Raw genomic sequence first — 16,899 nt, forward strand, 5'->3', positions numbered from 1 at the left:
TTCTAATTCAGCTCATTTTACTATTTTAAACCTATGTTTTACAAAATAAATTTAGAGAACATTCTATTTCTTGATATCGAAACCGTTCCAGAGAATGCAACTTTTGAAGAACTGTCGGAAGAAAAACAGTTGCTATGGGAACAAAAATCGAAATACCAACGAAAAGACGAGTTTACACCAGAAGAGTTTTACGATAGAGCAGGAATTTGGGCAGAATTCGGTAAAATCATCTGTATCTCGGCAGGTTATTTTATTGATAAAGGAAACGATAAAAATTTTAGGGTGACCTCTTTTTATGGAGATGAGATAAAACTATTAAAAGACTTTAAAAACCTACTTCAAGAACATTTTAACCAAGCCAAACATCTGCTCTGTGGTCATAACGGAAAGGAATTCGACTTTCCTTACATTGCCAGAAGAATGCTAATAAATGGAATTCGACTTCCTTATAAGCTGGATTTATTCGGAAAAAAACCATGGGAAATTCCGCATTTAGACACGATGGAATTATGGAAGTTTGGTGACTATAAACACTTCACATCTTTAAAATTAATGGCCAATGTTCTTGGTATTCCTTCACCCAAAGATGATATGGATGGTAGTATGGTTCGAGATGTGTACTATGCCAAAAATGACCTAGACCGTATTATTACCTATTGCGAGTTGGATGTGGTTACTACGGCACAAGTTTTTCTGCGCCTACGCGGAGATGAGCTTCTTGAAGAAGAGCAAGTGAAAAAAGTATGAACACCGAACTTGATAAAATTATCCCCGTATTGCCGTCTCAAGACATTAAAAGAGACATCGCTTGGTATAAAGAACATACCGGTTTTGAAGTTCTTTTTGAAGATGAGATGTATGCCTGTTTAAAGCGCGAAGGGCTTTCTATTCATTTACAGTGGCATGCAGATACTGAAGATGACCCACTATTAGGGGGTTCTGTGATTCGAGTATTCGTAAAGAATATTCAGCCTATTTTTAAAGAATTCATAGGAAGAGGTACTGTAAATGAAGATAAGCTTCATTTGAATACCCCCTGGGGGACCCATGAATTCGGATTCTATGATTTAAATAATAATGCCATTTTTATTGTAGAGGGAATTAGCTCTTAAAAAATTTAGTGCTCTTTATACCTGAATAATCCTGCACAGTAAGAATATAAAGTCCGGATTTTAAATTCGAAACATTGATTTGCTCGTTGGCCTTGCCTCTCTTTATAGTATTACCAGAAGATGTTGAAATCATATAAACAGCATCTGATGAGGTTTTTGCATCAATATTAATTTGAGAAATAGCTGGGTTCGGATATACAGAAATAGTAAGTTCATCAGTAAAAATTGACACCGCTTCTTTTATTAATTGGGTTGTTACTCCGTTGAATACAAATTCTATTGTCTCACTAAATTCAGAGCTTAAATTGGCAGAACATACCGAACGTAAACGAACTTGATATGTTTTACCTTCTTCTAAACCTGAAATATGCATAGCACTATCCCATGTAAGCTCCGTATTCCAATTTGAGTTATTTTCTTCTTTAAACTGAACTTCATATAAGGTTTCTTCAACGGCGCCCCATGACCATGATGTGCTATTTTCATCCGCCTTATCCAGCTCAATATTTTTTGGGGCCTTCAATTCACATTGAGTCAAAGCTATACCGGAAACTATAAGCGAAAAATCTTGTGCTTCATTTGTAAGTGTTCCTTTATGTGTTATGGTTATGGTATATTCTCCTTTTGCATCTAAAATATCTACCCTTTCAAAAGGATCAACAAAGTTGTTTCCTTTAACTGCATTTGCGTTTGCTTCCGCAGCATTCATTTTCCAAGGAAAATAAGTCTTACCGTCTTTTATGATTCTAATATCTAGGTCGTTTATCAATGCTGCTGTTGGGTTATTTAAATCACCATGGTTGATAAACTGCCCTTCAGGGTCGGTCCAAGAAATAGAGGCTTTTAACGGCTCTGTCTCGTTGGCCCTTACCGTTATTGAATATGATTGCCCGTGTTCTAAACGTTCTTCAGATACTATGGTAGCATATTCATTATTGGTTAAAACCTCGGCAGCTTTTTTAGTGTTTAATATGCCCCAGCCCATCTTATAATCCGGCCCCGCTTCTTGAACGTCATCTGCGGTATGTAAAGCAAGCCCTTTGAGCGTTGCTGCCTTCATATATCCACCATTTAATTCGCCGTAGTATTCTTGAAGTAACAATAAAGATGCGGTAACACCAGGTGCTGCCATTGAAGTGCCCATAGAACTATTATAGCTCTGATTATTTTGTGAGTAGGTTGAATATATAGATGTTCCGTCGCCGGCCAAATCTGGCTTAATACGCCCATCATCAATAGGGCCAAAACTACTATAACCAGAAACGGAAGCGTCTTTTAAATCTCCTTCGCCATCTATTCTTACATCTGCACCGGCGACAACCAATCCGTTTTTTGAGGTAGTGAAACCTAACAATAAATCAAAGCCATCTTGAGATTTTCCATAAATCGGGGCGTTGTTATCTTGTTTGGTCTGCGAGTTTCCAGCTGCGACTACCATTAAATAGTAAGGCGCGTTATACATTATCTTGTCCCAATCTTGAGATACTTTTATATATGATCCAAAATACCAATCTGCAACTCTGCTTGTGTTAATACCATAAGAATGGTTCGATAATAACAATCCATTGGCCGCTGCTTCGGTTACCTCAATCTTATCCCTAGTCCAATCGTGCGTTAATGCCGTAGCTCTATAAGCTACGCCCTTTGCGTTTTGCTTTACTCCCGATGAAACCATTGTACCGGTTACCATCGTGGCATGTGCGCCCAATTCACCACCATTTGAATCTGAATTGATTACCCTTCCATCAAATTCTTGATGGGTCGTCAAGGCTACACCGGCATCCCAAACACCTACCTGCATATCCAAACCGTTAAGGTCTAAATCTAAAGCTCCTCCTTTGTGCAAGGAGTTTGCTCTAGAGACTTTGCTACTCGGCATATTAAGAGTTGTATAAAATAAAGGGGAACCATCGGTGCCAAACTCTGTTAACTCGGTAATTGTTCCGTCATCTGATTTGGTCATGAAATCAAAGTTTTGTGACCTTGACATTTTGTTAATTTGATTCAAAGATGATTTAAATTCACTCTCAAAACTTGAAATTAAAGTAGAAAGTTTCTCTTTATCATAATTGGAAGTGATGACATCTCTCTCGTTCTTAGATTGTGCGAAAAGTGCAGAAAAGCTTAAAACTGCTACTGCAAAGGGAAGTGGATTTTTCGTTTTGGCAACAAATTTGAAATAGTCCATAACTTTAAAATAGGTAAGAATTGGACTACAAATATATTTTTAAAAGTACTTTCTATAGACAAAGAGCAGGAAAATTTCGATGAAACACATGTTCTTTGGCGTTAAGCTGTTGTGAAATGTTTAAAAATTGTGGTGAAAATTCTTACAAATTATTTTTTAGAATGATATAGACCGGAAAGTGATCACTATATCCTCCCAAATACTTTTTACCGGCAAATGTTCTAAAAGGGTTTCCTTTATACTTCCCTTTCCATTCTTTTAAAAATTTAGGGGCATATATCTCCGCTTTTTTAAAACTATGGGTTCCTTTTTCATAGTTCAGAAAGCTATGTGAAATCAAGATTTGATCAAAAAGGCTCCATTCACCTTTATAATTTGCGCTACCACTTGCAGGTGAGAGCAATTGCTGCATTGGATTAATAAACCGATCGGATTCCATCAGCCTTTTAATACTATCGGAATTCGGGTCGTCATTAAAATCGCCCATGACGATAACGTTTGTTATGTCCGTAGTGGCAGATAACTCATCAAGCTTTCTTAAAATGGTATTTGCGGCGGCTACCCTTTTATATGAAGTTAAATCCGCACCATCTCTTCTAGACGGCCAATGATTAACAAACACATGTACTACCTCTTCATGTAATTGTCCCTGCACATATAAAATATCCCTTGTAAAATCTCTTAATCCGTTTTCATTGGTTATTAATAAAGGAATAGTCTGCGCTTCTATTACCCTAAAATGATCTTTATGATAAATTAAGGCGGTATCAATGCCCCTTTCGTCAGGAGAGTCAAAATGAACAAAACCATAGTTCATACCCTTTAACTTACCAGTTCTCAAGAGAGTTGCAATTACATCGTTATTTTCAACTTCCGCTATACCAATTAATACTGGTGGTGTATCAGAGTCGTCCGTACCTATTTGAGCAATTGTTTTCGCAATCTTCTTCGCCTTGATACCAAATTTTCGGTCATCCCATCGTTTAAATCCGTCAGGTGTAAAATCATCATCTAGGGTTCCATTATCATTGACCGTATCAAAAAAGTTCTCAAGGTTATAAAAGGCAATGGTATAGCTGTCATTCATTCTATTTTTAATTTAAATCTACAAGTACCTTGTCGATTACAATTCTAATTTTTTCATTTTCCGTATTCGATATCTATGATAAAGTGGAAGTAAAATAGGTATAAGTGTATATGCGCCTCCAGCATAACCCGCTGCCCTGCCGCCAAAAAAAAGTACTATTAAAATTGATAACACACAAACCGACATTAGCAATAAATATTCATGAATAAAAGTTTTGGTGATATATCTTTCCTTGTCACTAAGCTCAAGTTCATCAGCCTTTTTATTGGCATTTAAATGCATTAAAACTAGAATAAGATAAATTAGCAATAAACCTAATCCAAAACGTATTATAAGATCTTTCCATTGTAATACATTTAAATCGGCAGCGGCTAAATCTCTCCATGCAACTTTTAACGCCTCGGAATTATCGCCTAAATTTCTTTTTAGGGTGGCATAAATTGCCGTGCCAATATAGGAAAAGAGATATTTTAAAGGGTATATGTAAAACAGCAGCATAAAAATGAATAGTGCATTGAGTGCTTTTGTGGTTTTATCATGTAATCCATAATACAAGAAAAAATTACTGTGGTTGTTCCATAAACCTAATAATAGCATCGTACAGAAAATAAAACCTATAAAGCTATACATAGAGGCTTGTAATTCAATATAGGTAGTTGGTACCTGAGAAGAAATTACCAATAGCGTGATAGAGAAACCGAAAACTGCATCCGTCAGGTTTTCTAACCTAGAACTACTTAAGCCTCTATATCGAAACCCATCACTTGAAATTTTCTCTCTTTCTACAAAAAACTTCTTAGCCATAATATTTTTAGCTTTTACCTGGTAAGAACTGGAAAATACGAAAAAGCTATTACAAACATTGTTTAGCTTTGCACTTTACTTGATTTATGCTAGAGAAGAAATCCATAGAGTACGAAAAAGCGGTTTTGATCGGAATTATAAACAAATCTCAAAATGAAGAAAAGGTAACCGAGTATTTAGATGAGCTAGAGTTCTTGACCTACACTGCTGGTGGAGAGGTGACCAAGCGCTTTGTGCAACGTATGGATATCCCTAATCCAAAAACCTTAATTGGTAGCGGAAAGATGGAAGAAGTGCAGACCTACGTTAAAGCAAACGATATTGGCTCCGTTATTTTTGATGATGAGTTGACCCCGGCGCAACAGCGAAATATCGAAAAACTTTTGCGCTGTAAAATTATAGATCGCACCAGCCTTATTTTAGACATTTTTGCACAAAGGGCCCAGACTAGTTATGCACGCACCCAGGTAGAATTGGCGCAATATCAGTATTTGTTGCCACGCTTAACCGGACTCTGGACGCACTTAGAGCGCCAAAAAGGGGGTATTGGTATGCGTGGACCCGGAGAAACAGAGATCGAAACCGATAGACGTATTGTACGCGACCGAATTTCTTTACTTAAGAAGAAACTGGGCAAGATTGACCGTCAAATGGAAACACAACGCGGCAATAGAGGAGCACTCGTAAGAGTTGCCTTAATCGGATATACCAATGTTGGCAAGTCCACTTTAATGAATGTTGTTAGTAAAAGTGATGTTTTTGCCGAGAATAAACTATTCGCAACCTTAGATACTACCGTACGGAAAGTAGTTATCGGTAATTTACCATTTTTACTAAGCGACACTGTAGGCTTTATAAGAAAGCTCCCTACGCAATTGGTAGAAAGTTTTAAAAGCACATTAGATGAGGTACGAGAAGCTGATTTGCTCTTGCATATAGTAGATATATCGCACCCTAACTTTGAAGAACATATTGATTCTGTACATAAAATTCTTGATGAAATAAAAAGTGCGGATAAGAAAACCATTATGGTGTTCAATAAAATAGATCAATATGCTCCTGAAATTATTGAAGAAGATGATTTGGTAACCGAGAAGACCAGCATACATTTTACTTTGGAAGAGTGGAAAAAAACTTGGTACAGTAAAATTGGAGATAGAGCCCTTTTTATTTCAGCCTTGAATAAAGAGAATTTAGATTCATTTCGAAAAAGAGTTTATGACGAAGTAAGAGAAATTCATGTCACCCGTTTCCCTTACAACAACTTTTTATACCCAGAAAATCTCGATGAGTTTTAAGCGGATTACCGTTCGTCGATGCGGTTCATCGATCAAACCTAACCTTTCATTTTCAAGACCACGTTTTAGACCTAATTGACAACATATATTTTTAATTCGATATGCTTGAGCGTAGATTTGAAGTGTTGAATTATTAGTGTTGTTCCCAAATCTTTCACTCCTAATTTGACCATTAAAAGAATTTAATGCCCCAATTTTATACCTACTTAAATAAAAAAGCCTCAACAAATGTTGAGGCTTTTTTGATTTATGTATTTATTATTCTTTTTAGAAGGAATAACTCAACCCAACTGTGTAAAATGATTGTAATTCATTGTCTAAAGTGTCAAAAGTAACAGCATTACCCAATGTGTTTACTTGATAGTTTAAAGCTTCTTGTTTGTTATTACGCAAACCAAAATCAAAACCTACGCCTATCCCTTTCCATAAAGTGTACGAAAAATTGTTTGTCCATGTCCAGTTGCTTAAATCACTAGTTTCATAGCTTGAGAAAATAGACAGATTAGATTTAAATCCGATTGCTCCAATTTTGCGAGTGTAATCCGCTACAATTTTAGCACCTAAAGAAGAGTTAAAAATAGTGTCATCATCTGCAAATACAAAATTGTAGTTTAAGGGATGGATTACAACTATTAGATTTTCTATTGGCGTCCATGTACCACCAACACCTAAATCTAAATACCCTGGATCATTAAAATTGTTCAATAAAGTTGTTCGATACTCTCCCAAAGCGGAAACAGCAAATGTTTTACTTATATTTCTACCATATAAGGACGTCAATTGAAAAACATCTGTAAGTGCTTCAAAATCTTCAGAATCCGTATCGATGTCTTTGTTGTCTAATTTTACCCAACCTAGGTTAAGGTTTAATGAGTTGTTCCAGAAAAACTTCTCTTGCTTTAAGTTCGCAAAAGCGTTACCTGTAATACCTATATTACCTGAACTGTTGTTTGGTGTTCCTTGCGCAAACCAATTGTTGAAATTGGACAAGCTGCCCCCAATAGTTCCGAAAGCACCTTTTCGCCATCCGGGCATACCATCGATTTGGGCTTGAAGTGCATCTACACGACCTTGTATCGGCCCTGTTAAAGCCGCTATTGAATCTTTCTTGGAAGCAATCTGAGCCTCTAGCTCCTCTTTTGTCTGTGCATTTATTAATGCAACTGTAAAAACCATAGCTATGGCCAAAATTGTTTTTTTCATAATGTAAGTGTTTTGTTCATTAGAAACGCAAAAGTAAGAATTGTCACATTCTTTTTAGATATAGGCTCTACTTTCTCTTAAAAAGAGGTACCGAAGAGCAGGCTTCGCCATACATAACACTTTTCGCTACAGTTTGTATTTTGGCAGTTGCCAAAATATAGGCATTTTTGGGTACAGGTTTATTGGAACATCCCTTAATGATAACGGGTTTGTCTTTAAACGTGGTAAGATCTAAATCTTTGAGAATAGTTAGATAAATTGAAGATTCTAAATGTTCTAAATCGCCCACAACTATATTCTTGGCATACGGCCCCAATTTAGAAGCTATAAGCATATAGGCCCACCCGGGAATAATAGCATCGCTTGAACAGGTCAGTGCAATATGGTCACCTTGGTACTGCGTCCAATTATGCTCTTCAACGAAAGCCCTAAATTCTTTTTCACGAAGAATCAGTTCCTCGTACAACCAATCTTTGATATCAAATAGAACACGTTTACCTTCAGGATATAGCTCTTCTAAATCAAAGGTGATCAGTTTGCTTTGGGCAACTCTATTTATGATTTCTTTTTCCATTTCCGGTCATTCCCGCGAAGGCGGGAATTTTTATTTTTTACAGATTCCCGCCTTCGCGGGAATGACAAATCTATAATAACCCCAACTCTAATTTAGCCTCTTCACTCATTAATTCTTGGGTCCATGGCGGATCAAATGTTATTTCTACCTCAACATCTTTAAGTTCGTCTAAAGACTTTACCTTTTCCTCTATTTCGACAGGTAAAGATTCTGCAACAGGGCAGTTAGGCGAGGTAAGGGTCATTAGAATTTTGGCATCATATTCTTCGTTGATAAAAACGTCATAAATCAGGCCCAGTTCATATATATCAACCGGTATCTCTGGATCATAAATTGTTTTTAAAACCCTAACTATCTTTTCGCCTAATTCGGTAGTATCTATTGTAGTTTCTTCGCTCATTTTAATTCAATTGTGTTTGGTAGGCAATTGCGTATAACTTCAATTGTTTTATCATACTTACCAAACCGTTTGCTCTTGTGGGGGATAAATGTTCCTTTAAACCAATCTCGTCTATAAAATCGGTGTTTGCATCTATAATATCTTGTGGTTTTTGATTGCTATAAGCTCTGATAAGGATCGCAATAATACCTTTTGTAATTATCGCATCACTATCAGCAGTGAAAACGAGTTTGTCATCTTCCAATTCTGCATGCACCCATACTTTACTTTGACAGCCTTTGATAATATTATCATCGGTCTTATAGCGCTCCTCTATTAAAGGCAGTGACTTGCCCAAATCTATCATATACTCATAGCGCTGCATCCAGTCTTCAAACATTGAAAACTCATCAACTATTTCTTCTTGAATGGTCTGAATGCTCATTTTCATCTATCTTTTGCTTGCAAAATTAATACATCTGAACGCCTTACTCAACTATTTGAGAAAGTGTTAAGATTTTAGATATAAAAGCTTCTAATTCTTTAGGAGGATAACCATGATCAAAGTCATAATCATATTGACTTTCTTCAACTACAAAACTCGCTGTTGCCATAGGTGCGGCATCATAAGAACTTTTTGATTCATTTGAAAGAACAACATTTTCAAAATCAATCTGATTGAAAATAGCGGTTAGCTCAGTTTGTTGTACTTCCGAAAGATTAAGTTCTCTTTCTTTACCACCCCGCTGTTCAACTACAGATAAGACATTATTTCCTATTGAAATGGCCAGATAAAACCCTCTTGTTTGGGCAACGTAGTCGAATTCAAAATCCCTTTCTTGACAATTGCTAAAACTTAGCATAAATAATAAGGAACCGATAAGTGTTTTCATAGAATTTAAAGCTACAAAAAAGGCATCCAAATGGATGCCTTTTTACTACTTAAATGTATCTAATTATGGTAAAATACTTTCTCTTGCTCCACCTGCGGCAAACAAGGCTCGCATTCTTTCCGATTGACCATTGGTAAACATATACATACATCTATCATCAACATAATCCATATAATTCATAGTCATATCCGTTGTTCTACATTTTGTTGTTGGAAAACTAGGACAACCGTAGTTTGGACTATCTGAAGATGGTGTATCTGCCACGAAATCGTCTCTTTTACATCTACCATCTCCCCATATATGTCTAAGGTTTAACCAGTGACCTACTTCATGGGTCATTGTTCTACCACCATCAAAAGGTGCTGTTGCAGTTCCAGTAGTTCCAAAAAATGCCGTGCCAACTACAACGCCATCGGTAGCAGCATTGCCTCCAGGAAATTGTGCATAGCCCAAAATTCCACCACCAATATCACCTACCCACATATTTAAATGCGTGCTTGGTGTTACTACATCTGAACCGCCTTGAGCATCGAACTTAATCGCATCATTGGTGCCAAATGAAGTTCTAGTGGTCGATTTGCGAATTACCCTATCCAAGGTAAACTGAATATTTACATCACCAACATTAGCTGAAAATAAAGAAGGTACTTGGTTAATATCGTTATTCGTTGCGCTAAAGTCATCATTTAAAACCGCAATCTGACTTGCTATTTGCTGATCACTTATATTCTCTGTGGCGTTATTGTACAATACGTGAACAATAACAGGTATAGTAATTGTACCAAGATTATCATCTACAGGTGGTTCAGGGTCACCGCCTCCACCTCCGTTGCCGTTTCCTGGCTTATCCGGTTTTTTCGAAGCAATAAATTTTCGAACCTGGTATTCAACATCAAACATCTTCTTCTCAAGGCCAGGATTTTCTTTTAATTTTTGATTTAAAACTTTCATCGTGTGACATCCTCTACCTTCATTTCCTTTTCCTGCGGTTGAAGTTTCGTCAGCTTCGTCCGTGTAAACGAAAAAGTCGCTCATGTCGACTTGCACCTCTTGAAAGTCATTAATTTCGGGGGATTGTTCCTTTTCACAAGAAACAGCTACAACAGCACAAAATGCCATTGTAAAAACTACTTTTTTCATAAAATATATAGTTATAATGGTTAATAATGGGCCAGAAGATACTATTATTTAACAATTTGCCAATAAATTGTTAAAAAAAATCGATAAAGTGTAAAAACTATGTTAAGGAGTTGTGGACTACGAAAGCATCATTTTAGCACGTTTTACGCCTTCTACCAATACATTGACCTCGTCTAAGGTGTTATAGAAACTAAAGCTCGCGCGAACGGTACCAGGAATTTTATAAAAATCCATAATCGGTTGTGCGCAATGGTGGCCTGTGCGCACTGCAATGCCCAATTTATCCAATATACTGCCAATATCGTAAGGGTGTATTCCTTCAATATTAAATGAAATTACCGAAGTCTTCTCTTTAGCGGTACCATATATTTTGAGTCCTTCTATTTGTAATAACTTTTGCGTAGCATATTCTAATAGCTCGTGCTCACAACTGGCAATTGCATCAAAACCAATACCGTTCATATAATCCAAGGCAGCACCAAAAGCAATTCCTCCACAAATATTAGGCGTGCCTGCCTCAAATTTATGGGGTAGATCTGCATAAGTAGTTTTTTCAAAAGTTACTTCCGCTATCATTTCCCCACCTCCTTGGTATGGTGGCAATTTATTGAGCCACTCTTCTTTACCGAAAAGCATTCCAACTCCTGTAGGGCCGCAAACTTTATGGGCAGAAACGGTGTAGAAATCAACATCCAATTTTTGAACATCAGCTACTAAATGAGGGGCAGCTTGAGCTCCATCAATTAAAACTGCAGCACCTACCGTATGTGCTTTTTCAATAATTTCTTCAATAGGATTAATCGTGCCTAGAGCATTGGAAATATGGTTGCAGAAAACAAGTTTGGTCTGGTTTGTAAGTAACTCACTGTAAACATCCATAAGCAATTCACCATCTTGGTTCATGGGAATCACTTTTAATTCGGCTCCAGTGCGTTCGCATAACATTTGCCATGGAACAATATTGGAATGGTGTTCCATAGCCGAAACCAAAATTTCATCTCCTTTCTTTATAAGCGATGAAAATCCGTTTGCCACAATGTTAATACTATGGGTAGTACCCGAAGTAAAAATTATCTCATGAGATTTTGCCGCATTAAAATGTTTTTGGATTTTTATTCTTGCTTGCTCGTACTTATCGGTAGCTTCTTGAGACAAGGCATGTACCCCACGGTGAATATTGGCATTATAATTTTGGTAATACGCTGTAATTACATCTATTACCTGTTGTGGTGTTTGTGAGGTAGCTGCATTGTCTAAATATACCAAAGGTTTTCCGTTTACCTCACGCTTAAGAATGGGGAAGTCTTTTCTTAATTTAAGTACGTCTAGCATAGTGTTAAAAATAGAAAACAAAGATACTTGTTCTCGCTCTCAAAATAGTCAGACAGTCCGTATTTTAATAGTTATTTAAGTAGCGTCAAAATTTAAATCCTACTCCAATTCTTATAGTATTATATCCTTCTCCTGAGTTTATTGATTTCAAATCTATAAAATCATATTGGGCTTGTATAAACCATTTATCAGAAATATCATAGATAATCCCGAAATTAAAATTGAATCCGTGAGCTGCATCTGGAGTAAATGATATTCCACTGAGATAACTATAACCTACACCCAAACTAGGTCTTAATTTATCAGAAAAAGGTAGATTAAACTCCGTAAACAATCTGGGCTGGAAGATAAAAATGTTATCATCAGAATTTGCCATCGAAAAAGAGGTATTATCAGTTAAATAGCCAACATTCATTCCGAGTCCTAGACTTAAAAGATCGGTGTTTAGAAATTTATATTTTATGCCCAAATCAATAACAATATCTGATTGGCCTAACCCATTTGCCGGAATTAAGGAAAAATTAGACTCTACATTCCAATTTCTTTCTTGTTGCGCGAAGGTGTTTACAGATACCAGGAATACGGTTGCTAGAAGTAACTTTTTTACCATGTTTTTGATTGTTTTTAGTTAAGACTCCCTAAACTAATCCAATCAATATTTGAAAAAATCTAACGCCTCGTTAAAGCTATCACAAGTAAGCGTTAATAGTAGCACAAGGAATTCTTAAATCAACTAGAAGATGTAATACCCCAAAGAAAGTTGAAAAACCGAGTTGTTGTTTTTAACATCTCCTATACCTCCTCGAGAGATGTTCGAAAAACCTCTGAAATATCCCAATTCTATAAAAATACCCTCTGATATATCATAAGATACGCCTAAGACATCACCATAGTCTAACTCAAAGTCACCACTACCAGAAAGCTTATCTTCTTCTACTGAACCATCTTCATTAGTAACTTTAGAATTTGTTACCCTATTTAAAAGAAACCCAAATTGTGGCCCAAAATTTAGCCCTATTTTATTATCAATCGAAAAACCAAATATTAGCGGTACATTAAGGTAATTTAACTTGTTATTACTTTTAAAACTGAAAGAAGAAAATTCAGAATCAAAATTCCTTATTTCTGAACTGTTAGCTTTTTGCCTATATCCTTGAGAAGAAAATATTAATCTAGGAGAAAAATTAACTCTATCAGATAATTGAAATTTTGAAGTTTATCCCGCATGAAAAGAAATCATATATTTTGGGGGAAAAGTACCATTCTTTCTAAAATCTCCATAAAGACTTGTATAATTTACTCCTCCAATAAAACCTATTTTTTTATCCTGAGCAACTATAAGTTGTGTTGATAGAATAAAAACTAAAAGCAATGGCAAAATCTTAGATTCGCTTATTTTCATTTTTGATTGGTCTATTTTTTAGGAGATTCCTGCTTGCGCAGGAATGACAGTTAATTACAAATCAAACCCAAGATTGACCCCGAGCTTTTTGGCAATTAGTTTGTTGATTCTACCTTTTAATTCAGGAATACGTACGCTTTCCAATACATTATTTGCAAAGGCGTACATTAATAAAGCTCTGGCTTCTTTTTTCGGAATTCCGCGAGATTGTAAATAAAACAAGGCGTCTTCATCTAACTGACCAATAGTGCACCCATGCGAACATTTTACATCATCTGCAAAAATCTCTAACTGTGGTTTTGTATTGATGGTAGCTTTATCACTAACCAAAATATTATTGTTTTGCTGAAATGCATTGGTTTTTTGGGCTATCTTATCTACGATGATCTTACCATTAAAAACCCCCGTCGAATTCTCGCCGTAGATGCCTTTATAGTCTTGGTGACTTTCACAATTCGGTTGAATATGATGTACCAAGGTATGATGGTCTACATGCTGCTTTTCGCCCAGAATAGTAACTCCTTTCATGGTAGAGTCCATATACTCCCCATTTTGGTAAAAGTTTAGGTTATTACGGGTGAGTTTTCCTCCAAAAGAAAAAGTATGCACATTCACATTACTCTTACTTTTTTGGTTGATGTAGGTGTTATCTATTAATGAAGCTGTTCCTGCATCATTCTGAATTTTATAATAATCTACAATCGCATTTTCAGCTGCAAATAGCTCTGTCACTGAATTCGTTAAAACCTCATTTGGGGTAAGACTCTGATGACGCTCTATAATCTGCACCTCGGCATTCTCTTCAACAATGACCAAATTTCTCGGCTGCAAAAGCAAAGAGGCTTCATTACCGGTAGAAAAGTGTAGTATTTCCACAGGTTTTTTAGGCATCTTGTTCTTTGGAATATAGATGTATGCCCCTTCTCGGCTGAAAGCGGTATTCAATGTCGTTAGAGACTCATCTTTAGAAGCTACTTTGTTAAAATATACATCTATTACCTGTTTGTACATTGGCTTGGTCAATGCCGAGCTCATCAAACAAATGTCTACACCATCATGGGTAGTTTCCGATAAAAAAGAGCTGTAAATACCATCTATAAAAACAATTTTATAGGTATCTATTTCATGCAGAAAATAGCGTTTTACATCTTTGTATTCCAATGCGTTTTCTTGCTTTGGAAAAATGCTAAAATCTATTTTCTGAAGGTTATTTAAGGATGTATATTTCCAGGCTTCATCTTTTTTAGTGGGAAAACCTTTTGCCTCAAAATTCTTTATGGCTTCTGAACGAATGTCATGAACAGGATGTTCAACGTCTACGTTGTTTTCGAACGCCATAAAGGAGGAAATTAATTTCTCTTTTAAATCCATTTTCAAAAAGTTTAAGGTTTTTCTAGTTTCATGTTTAAGGTTAGTTTTCCTTGAACTTGTTTCCTTTGAAATCCTTTTTATTTAAATAGTTAATAAAATTCGCTATCCTTCGACTTAAAGTTTCATAGTCTGCAACCAATTTTTGTGCCTCCTTATCAGTTATGTAATCATTATCAAAAACGCAATAAAGTTGCGACCTGGTTTCTCCTGCGGAGGCCTTTGCAATAGATAAGAACTGTCTAAACTCTAAATTTCCATATCTTTCAAAACCTTCAGCGATATTATCCATAACAGAACCAGAAGATGCCTTAATTTGATCTCTTAACCTGAAATCGGATTTTAAATCTGTCGTCTTAACAATTTGAATAATCTCTTTAGATAACTCTCTTGCCCTTTGCCAAATTTCTAAATCTTCAAATTTCTTTATAGTCGCCATAGCTTGAAACAAAAGAAACTAGAAATTAAGCGATAACACCGTTCTTTATCCAGTCGTATCCTTTTTCTTCAAGCTCCATAGCCAATTCTTTTCCGCCAGACTTCACTATTTTACCATTATGTAAGACATGAACAAAATCAGGGACGATATAATCTAACAATCTTTGGTAGTGCGTAATTACGATAACAGCATTATCCTTACTCTTTAGCTTGTTAACGCCATTGGCAACAATTCGCAATGCATCAATATCTAAACCGGAATCCGTTTCATCCAAAATGGCAACTTTAGGTTCTAGCATGGCCATTTGAAAAATCTCGTTACGCTTTTTCTCTCCTCCCGAAAAACCTTCGTTCAATGATCTAGATAAAAACTTCCTATCAATTTCAAGTAGTTCAGATTTTTCACGAATAAGTTTCAACATATCTTTAGCAGGCATATCTTCCAAACCTCTAGCCTTACGAGATTCATTGATTGCCGTTTTCATAAAATTCGTAACGGAAACACCGGGAATTTCTACTGGATATTGAAAAGAAAGAAACACCCCTTTGTGTGCTCTTTCTTCAGGAGCAACATCTTCTAAATCTTCTCCATTCAATTCTACCGAACCCTCGGTTACCTCAAATTCTTCTTTGCCTGCGATTACAGAAGCTAAGGTACTTTTACCTGAACCATTCGGCCCCATAATAGCATGAACCTCACCTGCTTTAACCTCAAGGTTTATTCCTTTTAGTATTTCTTTATCCTCTACTTGAGCGTGTAGATTATTGATTTTCAACATCGTCTCTTAATTTAAATATTTAGGTGCCTTAGGCATTTTATTAAAATCTTCTTTTTGGTGCTGCAAGTATACTTTCGCATTCTTTTCTTTGGCAAAAGCCTCAAAAGCATCCATACTTTTCAATGTTTGTTGCACATCTGTATTAAAAACCGGCACACGTTTGTGCTCTCTATTTTCATAGGTATGGTATAAATCCCCGGTTAAAAGTGTTGGCCCATTTTCCACCAAATCCAAATACAATACTTGATGCCCCGGGGTATGGCCAGGCATTGATTTTATCACTACACTTCCGTCACCAAAAACATCATAATCACCATTTAGTTTTTGTACGTTGGTAAGCTCTTTTATTGCCTCGTATAGACCAGCATTTTCACTATTCTTAATTTCATCACTGGTAACCATTGCGTACTCCGCCTCTTGAACCAGCCACTTGGCATCTTTAAAAAAATTGGCATGGCCACTATGGTCAAAATGTGAATGGGAGAGTGCGATATAATCAATATCGTCAGCTGTCATATCGATACTTTTTAACTGATTTAGAACAGAATCCCTTCTTGAAATAGTGAAGGCACCACCCGGAGGCGTCACAGGTTCTGGGGAAGCCACTAAAGCTTCAGGAAGACCTGCATCCCACATTAAATTTCCTTTAGGATGTGAGATCACATAAAATGCATCGGCAAACTCTTTAGATTGCCCATGGTAGGTAGTGTCTTGAGAGAACAACTCCAAATTGTTCACCATAACAGTACCCCCATCAAAAGTATACAGTTTTACTTCTGGTTTTTCTGATTTTGTGATAGCTTCCTCGGCTTCTTTTTTTATCTCCTTACAAGAAAAAAGCGTTACCGAAATTAAAAATGTGAGTAGTATTTTTTTCATTTTCATGTTTCTATTAAAATCTT

General features: G+C 36.3%; 19 protein-coding genes and 1 pseudogene. 3 read left to right on the plus strand and 17 right to left on the minus strand.

Annotated features, from left to right (window positions below):
- The first annotated feature begins 33 nt into the window (after nt 1-33).
- Nucleotides 34-747 carry a 3'-5' exonuclease gene (locus ACFSQJ_RS13250; RefSeq protein WP_377767449.1) on the plus strand — a complete coding sequence of 238 codons (714 nt, stop codon included), beginning with the start codon at nt 34-36 and terminating at the stop codon, nt 745-747.
- Nucleotides 744-1,112 (plus strand): glyoxalase/bleomycin resistance/extradiol dioxygenase family protein, encoded by a 369-nt coding sequence (locus ACFSQJ_RS13255; RefSeq protein WP_377767450.1) that lies wholly within the window; start codon nt 744-746, stop codon nt 1,110-1,112. Before ACFSQJ_RS13250 ends, ACFSQJ_RS13255 begins: the two co-directional genes overlap by 4 nt.
- Here ACFSQJ_RS13255 and ACFSQJ_RS13260 read toward each other — a convergent pair.
- The 3 genes from ACFSQJ_RS13260 to ACFSQJ_RS13270 all read right to left on the minus strand — a co-directional run bounded on the left by ACFSQJ_RS13260 (nt 1,102) and on the right by ACFSQJ_RS13270 (nt 5,191).
- A complete protein-coding gene (locus ACFSQJ_RS13260) occupies nt 1,102-3,300 on the minus strand; it encodes a S8 family serine peptidase (RefSeq protein ID WP_377767451.1) in 2,199 nt (732 codons plus the stop codon). The genes ACFSQJ_RS13255 and ACFSQJ_RS13260 overlap by 11 nt on opposite strands.
- Before the next feature lie 142 nt (nt 3,301-3,442).
- Complete coding sequence (locus tag ACFSQJ_RS13265) at nt 3,443-4,387, minus strand: endonuclease/exonuclease/phosphatase family protein (RefSeq protein ID WP_377767452.1); 945 nt, start codon at nt 4,385-4,387, stop codon at nt 3,443-3,445.
- A gap of 36 nt (nt 4,388-4,423) precedes the next feature.
- Nucleotides 4,424-5,191 carry a TMEM175 family protein gene (locus tag ACFSQJ_RS13270; protein ID WP_377767453.1) on the minus strand — a complete coding sequence of 256 codons (768 nt, stop codon included), beginning with the start codon at nt 5,189-5,191 and terminating at the stop codon, nt 4,424-4,426.
- An 86-nt stretch (nt 5,192-5,277) separates the two neighbouring features.
- On the opposite strand from ACFSQJ_RS13270, the gene hflX reads away from it, so the two are divergent.
- Nucleotides 5,278-6,489: a GTPase HflX gene (gene hflX, locus ACFSQJ_RS13275; protein ID WP_377767454.1), complete on the plus strand. Its 1,212-nt coding sequence runs from the start codon at nt 5,278-5,280 to the stop codon at nt 6,487-6,489.
- Nucleotides 6,490-6,756: 267 nt separating this feature from the next.
- Here the strand turns inward: hflX and ACFSQJ_RS13280 are convergent, their stop codons facing one another.
- The 14 genes and pseudogenes from ACFSQJ_RS13280 to ACFSQJ_RS13345 form a co-directional block, all read right to left on the minus strand.
- Nucleotides 6,757-7,692: a DUF3078 domain-containing protein gene (locus ACFSQJ_RS13280; RefSeq protein ID WP_377767455.1), complete on the minus strand. Its 936-nt coding sequence runs from the start codon at nt 7,690-7,692 to the stop codon at nt 6,757-6,759.
- Nucleotides 7,693-7,759: 67 nt separating this feature from the next.
- Nucleotides 7,760-8,266: a DUF2480 family protein gene (locus tag ACFSQJ_RS13285; protein WP_377767456.1), complete on the minus strand. Its 507-nt coding sequence runs from the start codon at nt 8,264-8,266 to the stop codon at nt 7,760-7,762.
- Between the two features lie 70 nt (nt 8,267-8,336).
- Nucleotides 8,337-8,666 carry an iron-sulfur cluster assembly protein gene (locus ACFSQJ_RS13290; RefSeq protein ID WP_377767457.1) on the minus strand — a complete coding sequence of 110 codons (330 nt, stop codon included), beginning with the start codon at nt 8,664-8,666 and terminating at the stop codon, nt 8,337-8,339.
- Between the two features lies 1 nt (nt 8,667).
- Nucleotides 8,668-9,090, minus strand: a complete 423-nt coding sequence (locus tag ACFSQJ_RS13295; RefSeq protein ID WP_377767458.1) for a SufE family protein — start codon at nt 9,088-9,090, stop codon at nt 8,668-8,670.
- A gap of 43 nt (nt 9,091-9,133) precedes the next feature.
- Nucleotides 9,134-9,538 (minus strand): hypothetical protein, encoded by a 405-nt coding sequence (locus ACFSQJ_RS13300; protein WP_377767459.1) that lies wholly within the window; start codon nt 9,536-9,538, stop codon nt 9,134-9,136.
- A 63-nt stretch (nt 9,539-9,601) separates the two neighbouring features.
- The gene (locus ACFSQJ_RS13305) at nt 9,602-10,678 is read right to left on the minus strand and encodes a zinc metalloprotease (RefSeq protein WP_377767460.1); all 1,077 of its coding nucleotides are present in this window, start codon (nt 10,676-10,678) and stop codon (nt 9,602-9,604) included.
- 117 nt (nt 10,679-10,795) lie between these two features.
- Nucleotides 10,796-12,010: an aminotransferase class V-fold PLP-dependent enzyme gene (locus ACFSQJ_RS13310; RefSeq protein WP_377767461.1), complete on the minus strand. Its 1,215-nt coding sequence runs from the start codon at nt 12,008-12,010 to the stop codon at nt 10,796-10,798.
- Nucleotides 12,011-12,095: 85 nt separating this feature from the next.
- Nucleotides 12,096-12,620, minus strand: coding sequence for an outer membrane beta-barrel protein (locus ACFSQJ_RS13315; protein WP_377767462.1), 525 nt, complete (start codon nt 12,618-12,620; stop codon nt 12,096-12,098).
- A gap of 123 nt (nt 12,621-12,743) precedes the next feature.
- Nucleotides 12,744-13,208: pseudogene (locus ACFSQJ_RS13320) on the minus strand (outer membrane beta-barrel protein); the annotation flags it as partial.
- A gap of 18 nt (nt 13,209-13,226) precedes the next feature.
- Nucleotides 13,227-13,412, minus strand: a complete 186-nt coding sequence (locus tag ACFSQJ_RS13325) for a hypothetical protein (protein ID WP_377767463.1) — start codon at nt 13,410-13,412, stop codon at nt 13,227-13,229.
- A 54-nt stretch (nt 13,413-13,466) separates the two neighbouring features.
- Nucleotides 13,467-14,783 (minus strand): Fe-S cluster assembly protein SufD, encoded by a 1,317-nt coding sequence (gene sufD / locus ACFSQJ_RS13330; protein WP_377767464.1) that lies wholly within the window; start codon nt 14,781-14,783, stop codon nt 13,467-13,469.
- Between the two features lie 40 nt (nt 14,784-14,823).
- On the minus strand, nt 14,824-15,219 hold the full coding sequence (locus ACFSQJ_RS13335; RefSeq protein ID WP_377767465.1) for a four helix bundle protein: 396 nt from the start codon (nt 15,217-15,219) through the stop codon (nt 14,824-14,826).
- Nucleotides 15,220-15,244: 25 nt separating this feature from the next.
- On the minus strand, nt 15,245-15,997 hold the full coding sequence (gene sufC, locus ACFSQJ_RS13340) for a Fe-S cluster assembly ATPase SufC (RefSeq protein WP_377767466.1): 753 nt from the start codon (nt 15,995-15,997) through the stop codon (nt 15,245-15,247).
- A 6-nt stretch (nt 15,998-16,003) separates the two neighbouring features.
- Nucleotides 16,004-16,876 (minus strand): N-acyl homoserine lactonase family protein, encoded by an 873-nt coding sequence (locus ACFSQJ_RS13345; protein WP_377767467.1) that lies wholly within the window; start codon nt 16,874-16,876, stop codon nt 16,004-16,006.
- Nucleotides 16,877-16,899: the final 23 nt, after the last annotated feature.

The sequence above is a fragment of the Croceitalea marina genome (assembly GCF_042684265.1).
In the GTDB taxonomy this organism is placed as follows: Bacteria; Bacteroidota; Bacteroidia; order Flavobacteriales; family Flavobacteriaceae; genus Croceitalea; species Croceitalea marina.

Bases quoted from the DNA above. Each gene is read 5' to 3' on its own strand.
- ACFSQJ_RS13325 (WP_377767463.1), bottom strand. From the start codon at position 13,412: ATGAAAATAAGCGAATCTAAGATTTTGCCATTGCTTTTAGTTTTTATT.
- ACFSQJ_RS13345 (WP_377767467.1), bottom strand. From the start codon at position 16,876: ATGAAAAAAATACTACTCACATTTTTAATTTCGGTAACGCTTTTTTCT.
- ACFSQJ_RS13270 (WP_377767453.1), bottom strand. From the start codon at position 5,191: ATGGCTAAGAAGTTTTTTGTAGAAAGAGAGAAAATTTCAAGTGATGGG.
- ACFSQJ_RS13250 (WP_377767449.1), top strand. From the start codon at position 34: ATGTTTTACAAAATAAATTTAGAGAACATTCTATTTCTTGATATCGAA.
- ACFSQJ_RS13295 (WP_377767458.1), bottom strand. From the start codon at position 9,090: ATGAGCATTCAGACCATTCAAGAAGAAATAGTTGATGAGTTTTCAATG.
- ACFSQJ_RS13265 (WP_377767452.1), bottom strand. From the start codon at position 4,387: ATGAATGACAGCTATACCATTGCCTTTTATAACCTTGAGAACTTTTTT.
- ACFSQJ_RS13260 (WP_377767451.1), bottom strand. From the start codon at position 3,300: ATGGACTATTTCAAATTTGTTGCCAAAACGAAAAATCCACTTCCCTTT.
- ACFSQJ_RS13335 (WP_377767465.1), bottom strand. From the start codon at position 15,219: ATGGCGACTATAAAGAAATTTGAAGATTTAGAAATTTGGCAAAGGGCA.
- hflX (WP_377767454.1), top strand. From the start codon at position 5,278: ATGCTAGAGAAGAAATCCATAGAGTACGAAAAAGCGGTTTTGATCGGA.
- sufC (WP_377767466.1), bottom strand. From the start codon at position 15,997: ATGTTGAAAATCAATAATCTACACGCTCAAGTAGAGGATAAAGAAATA.
- ACFSQJ_RS13285 (WP_377767456.1), bottom strand. From the start codon at position 8,266: ATGGAAAAAGAAATCATAAATAGAGTTGCCCAAAGCAAACTGATCACC.
- ACFSQJ_RS13305 (WP_377767460.1), bottom strand. From the start codon at position 10,678: ATGAAAAAAGTAGTTTTTACAATGGCATTTTGTGCTGTTGTAGCTGTT.
- ACFSQJ_RS13315 (WP_377767462.1), bottom strand. From the start codon at position 12,620: ATGGTAAAAAAGTTACTTCTAGCAACCGTATTCCTGGTATCTGTAAAC.
- ACFSQJ_RS13255 (WP_377767450.1), top strand. From the start codon at position 744: ATGAACACCGAACTTGATAAAATTATCCCCGTATTGCCGTCTCAAGAC.
- ACFSQJ_RS13280 (WP_377767455.1), bottom strand. From the start codon at position 7,692: ATGAAAAAAACAATTTTGGCCATAGCTATGGTTTTTACAGTTGCATTA.
- ACFSQJ_RS13300 (WP_377767459.1), bottom strand. From the start codon at position 9,538: ATGAAAACACTTATCGGTTCCTTATTATTTATGCTAAGTTTTAGCAAT.
- ACFSQJ_RS13310 (WP_377767461.1), bottom strand. From the start codon at position 12,010: ATGCTAGACGTACTTAAATTAAGAAAAGACTTCCCCATTCTTAAGCGT.
- sufD (WP_377767464.1), bottom strand. From the start codon at position 14,783: ATGGATTTAAAAGAGAAATTAATTTCCTCCTTTATGGCGTTCGAAAAC.
- ACFSQJ_RS13290 (WP_377767457.1), bottom strand. From the start codon at position 8,666: ATGAGCGAAGAAACTACAATAGATACTACCGAATTAGGCGAAAAGATA.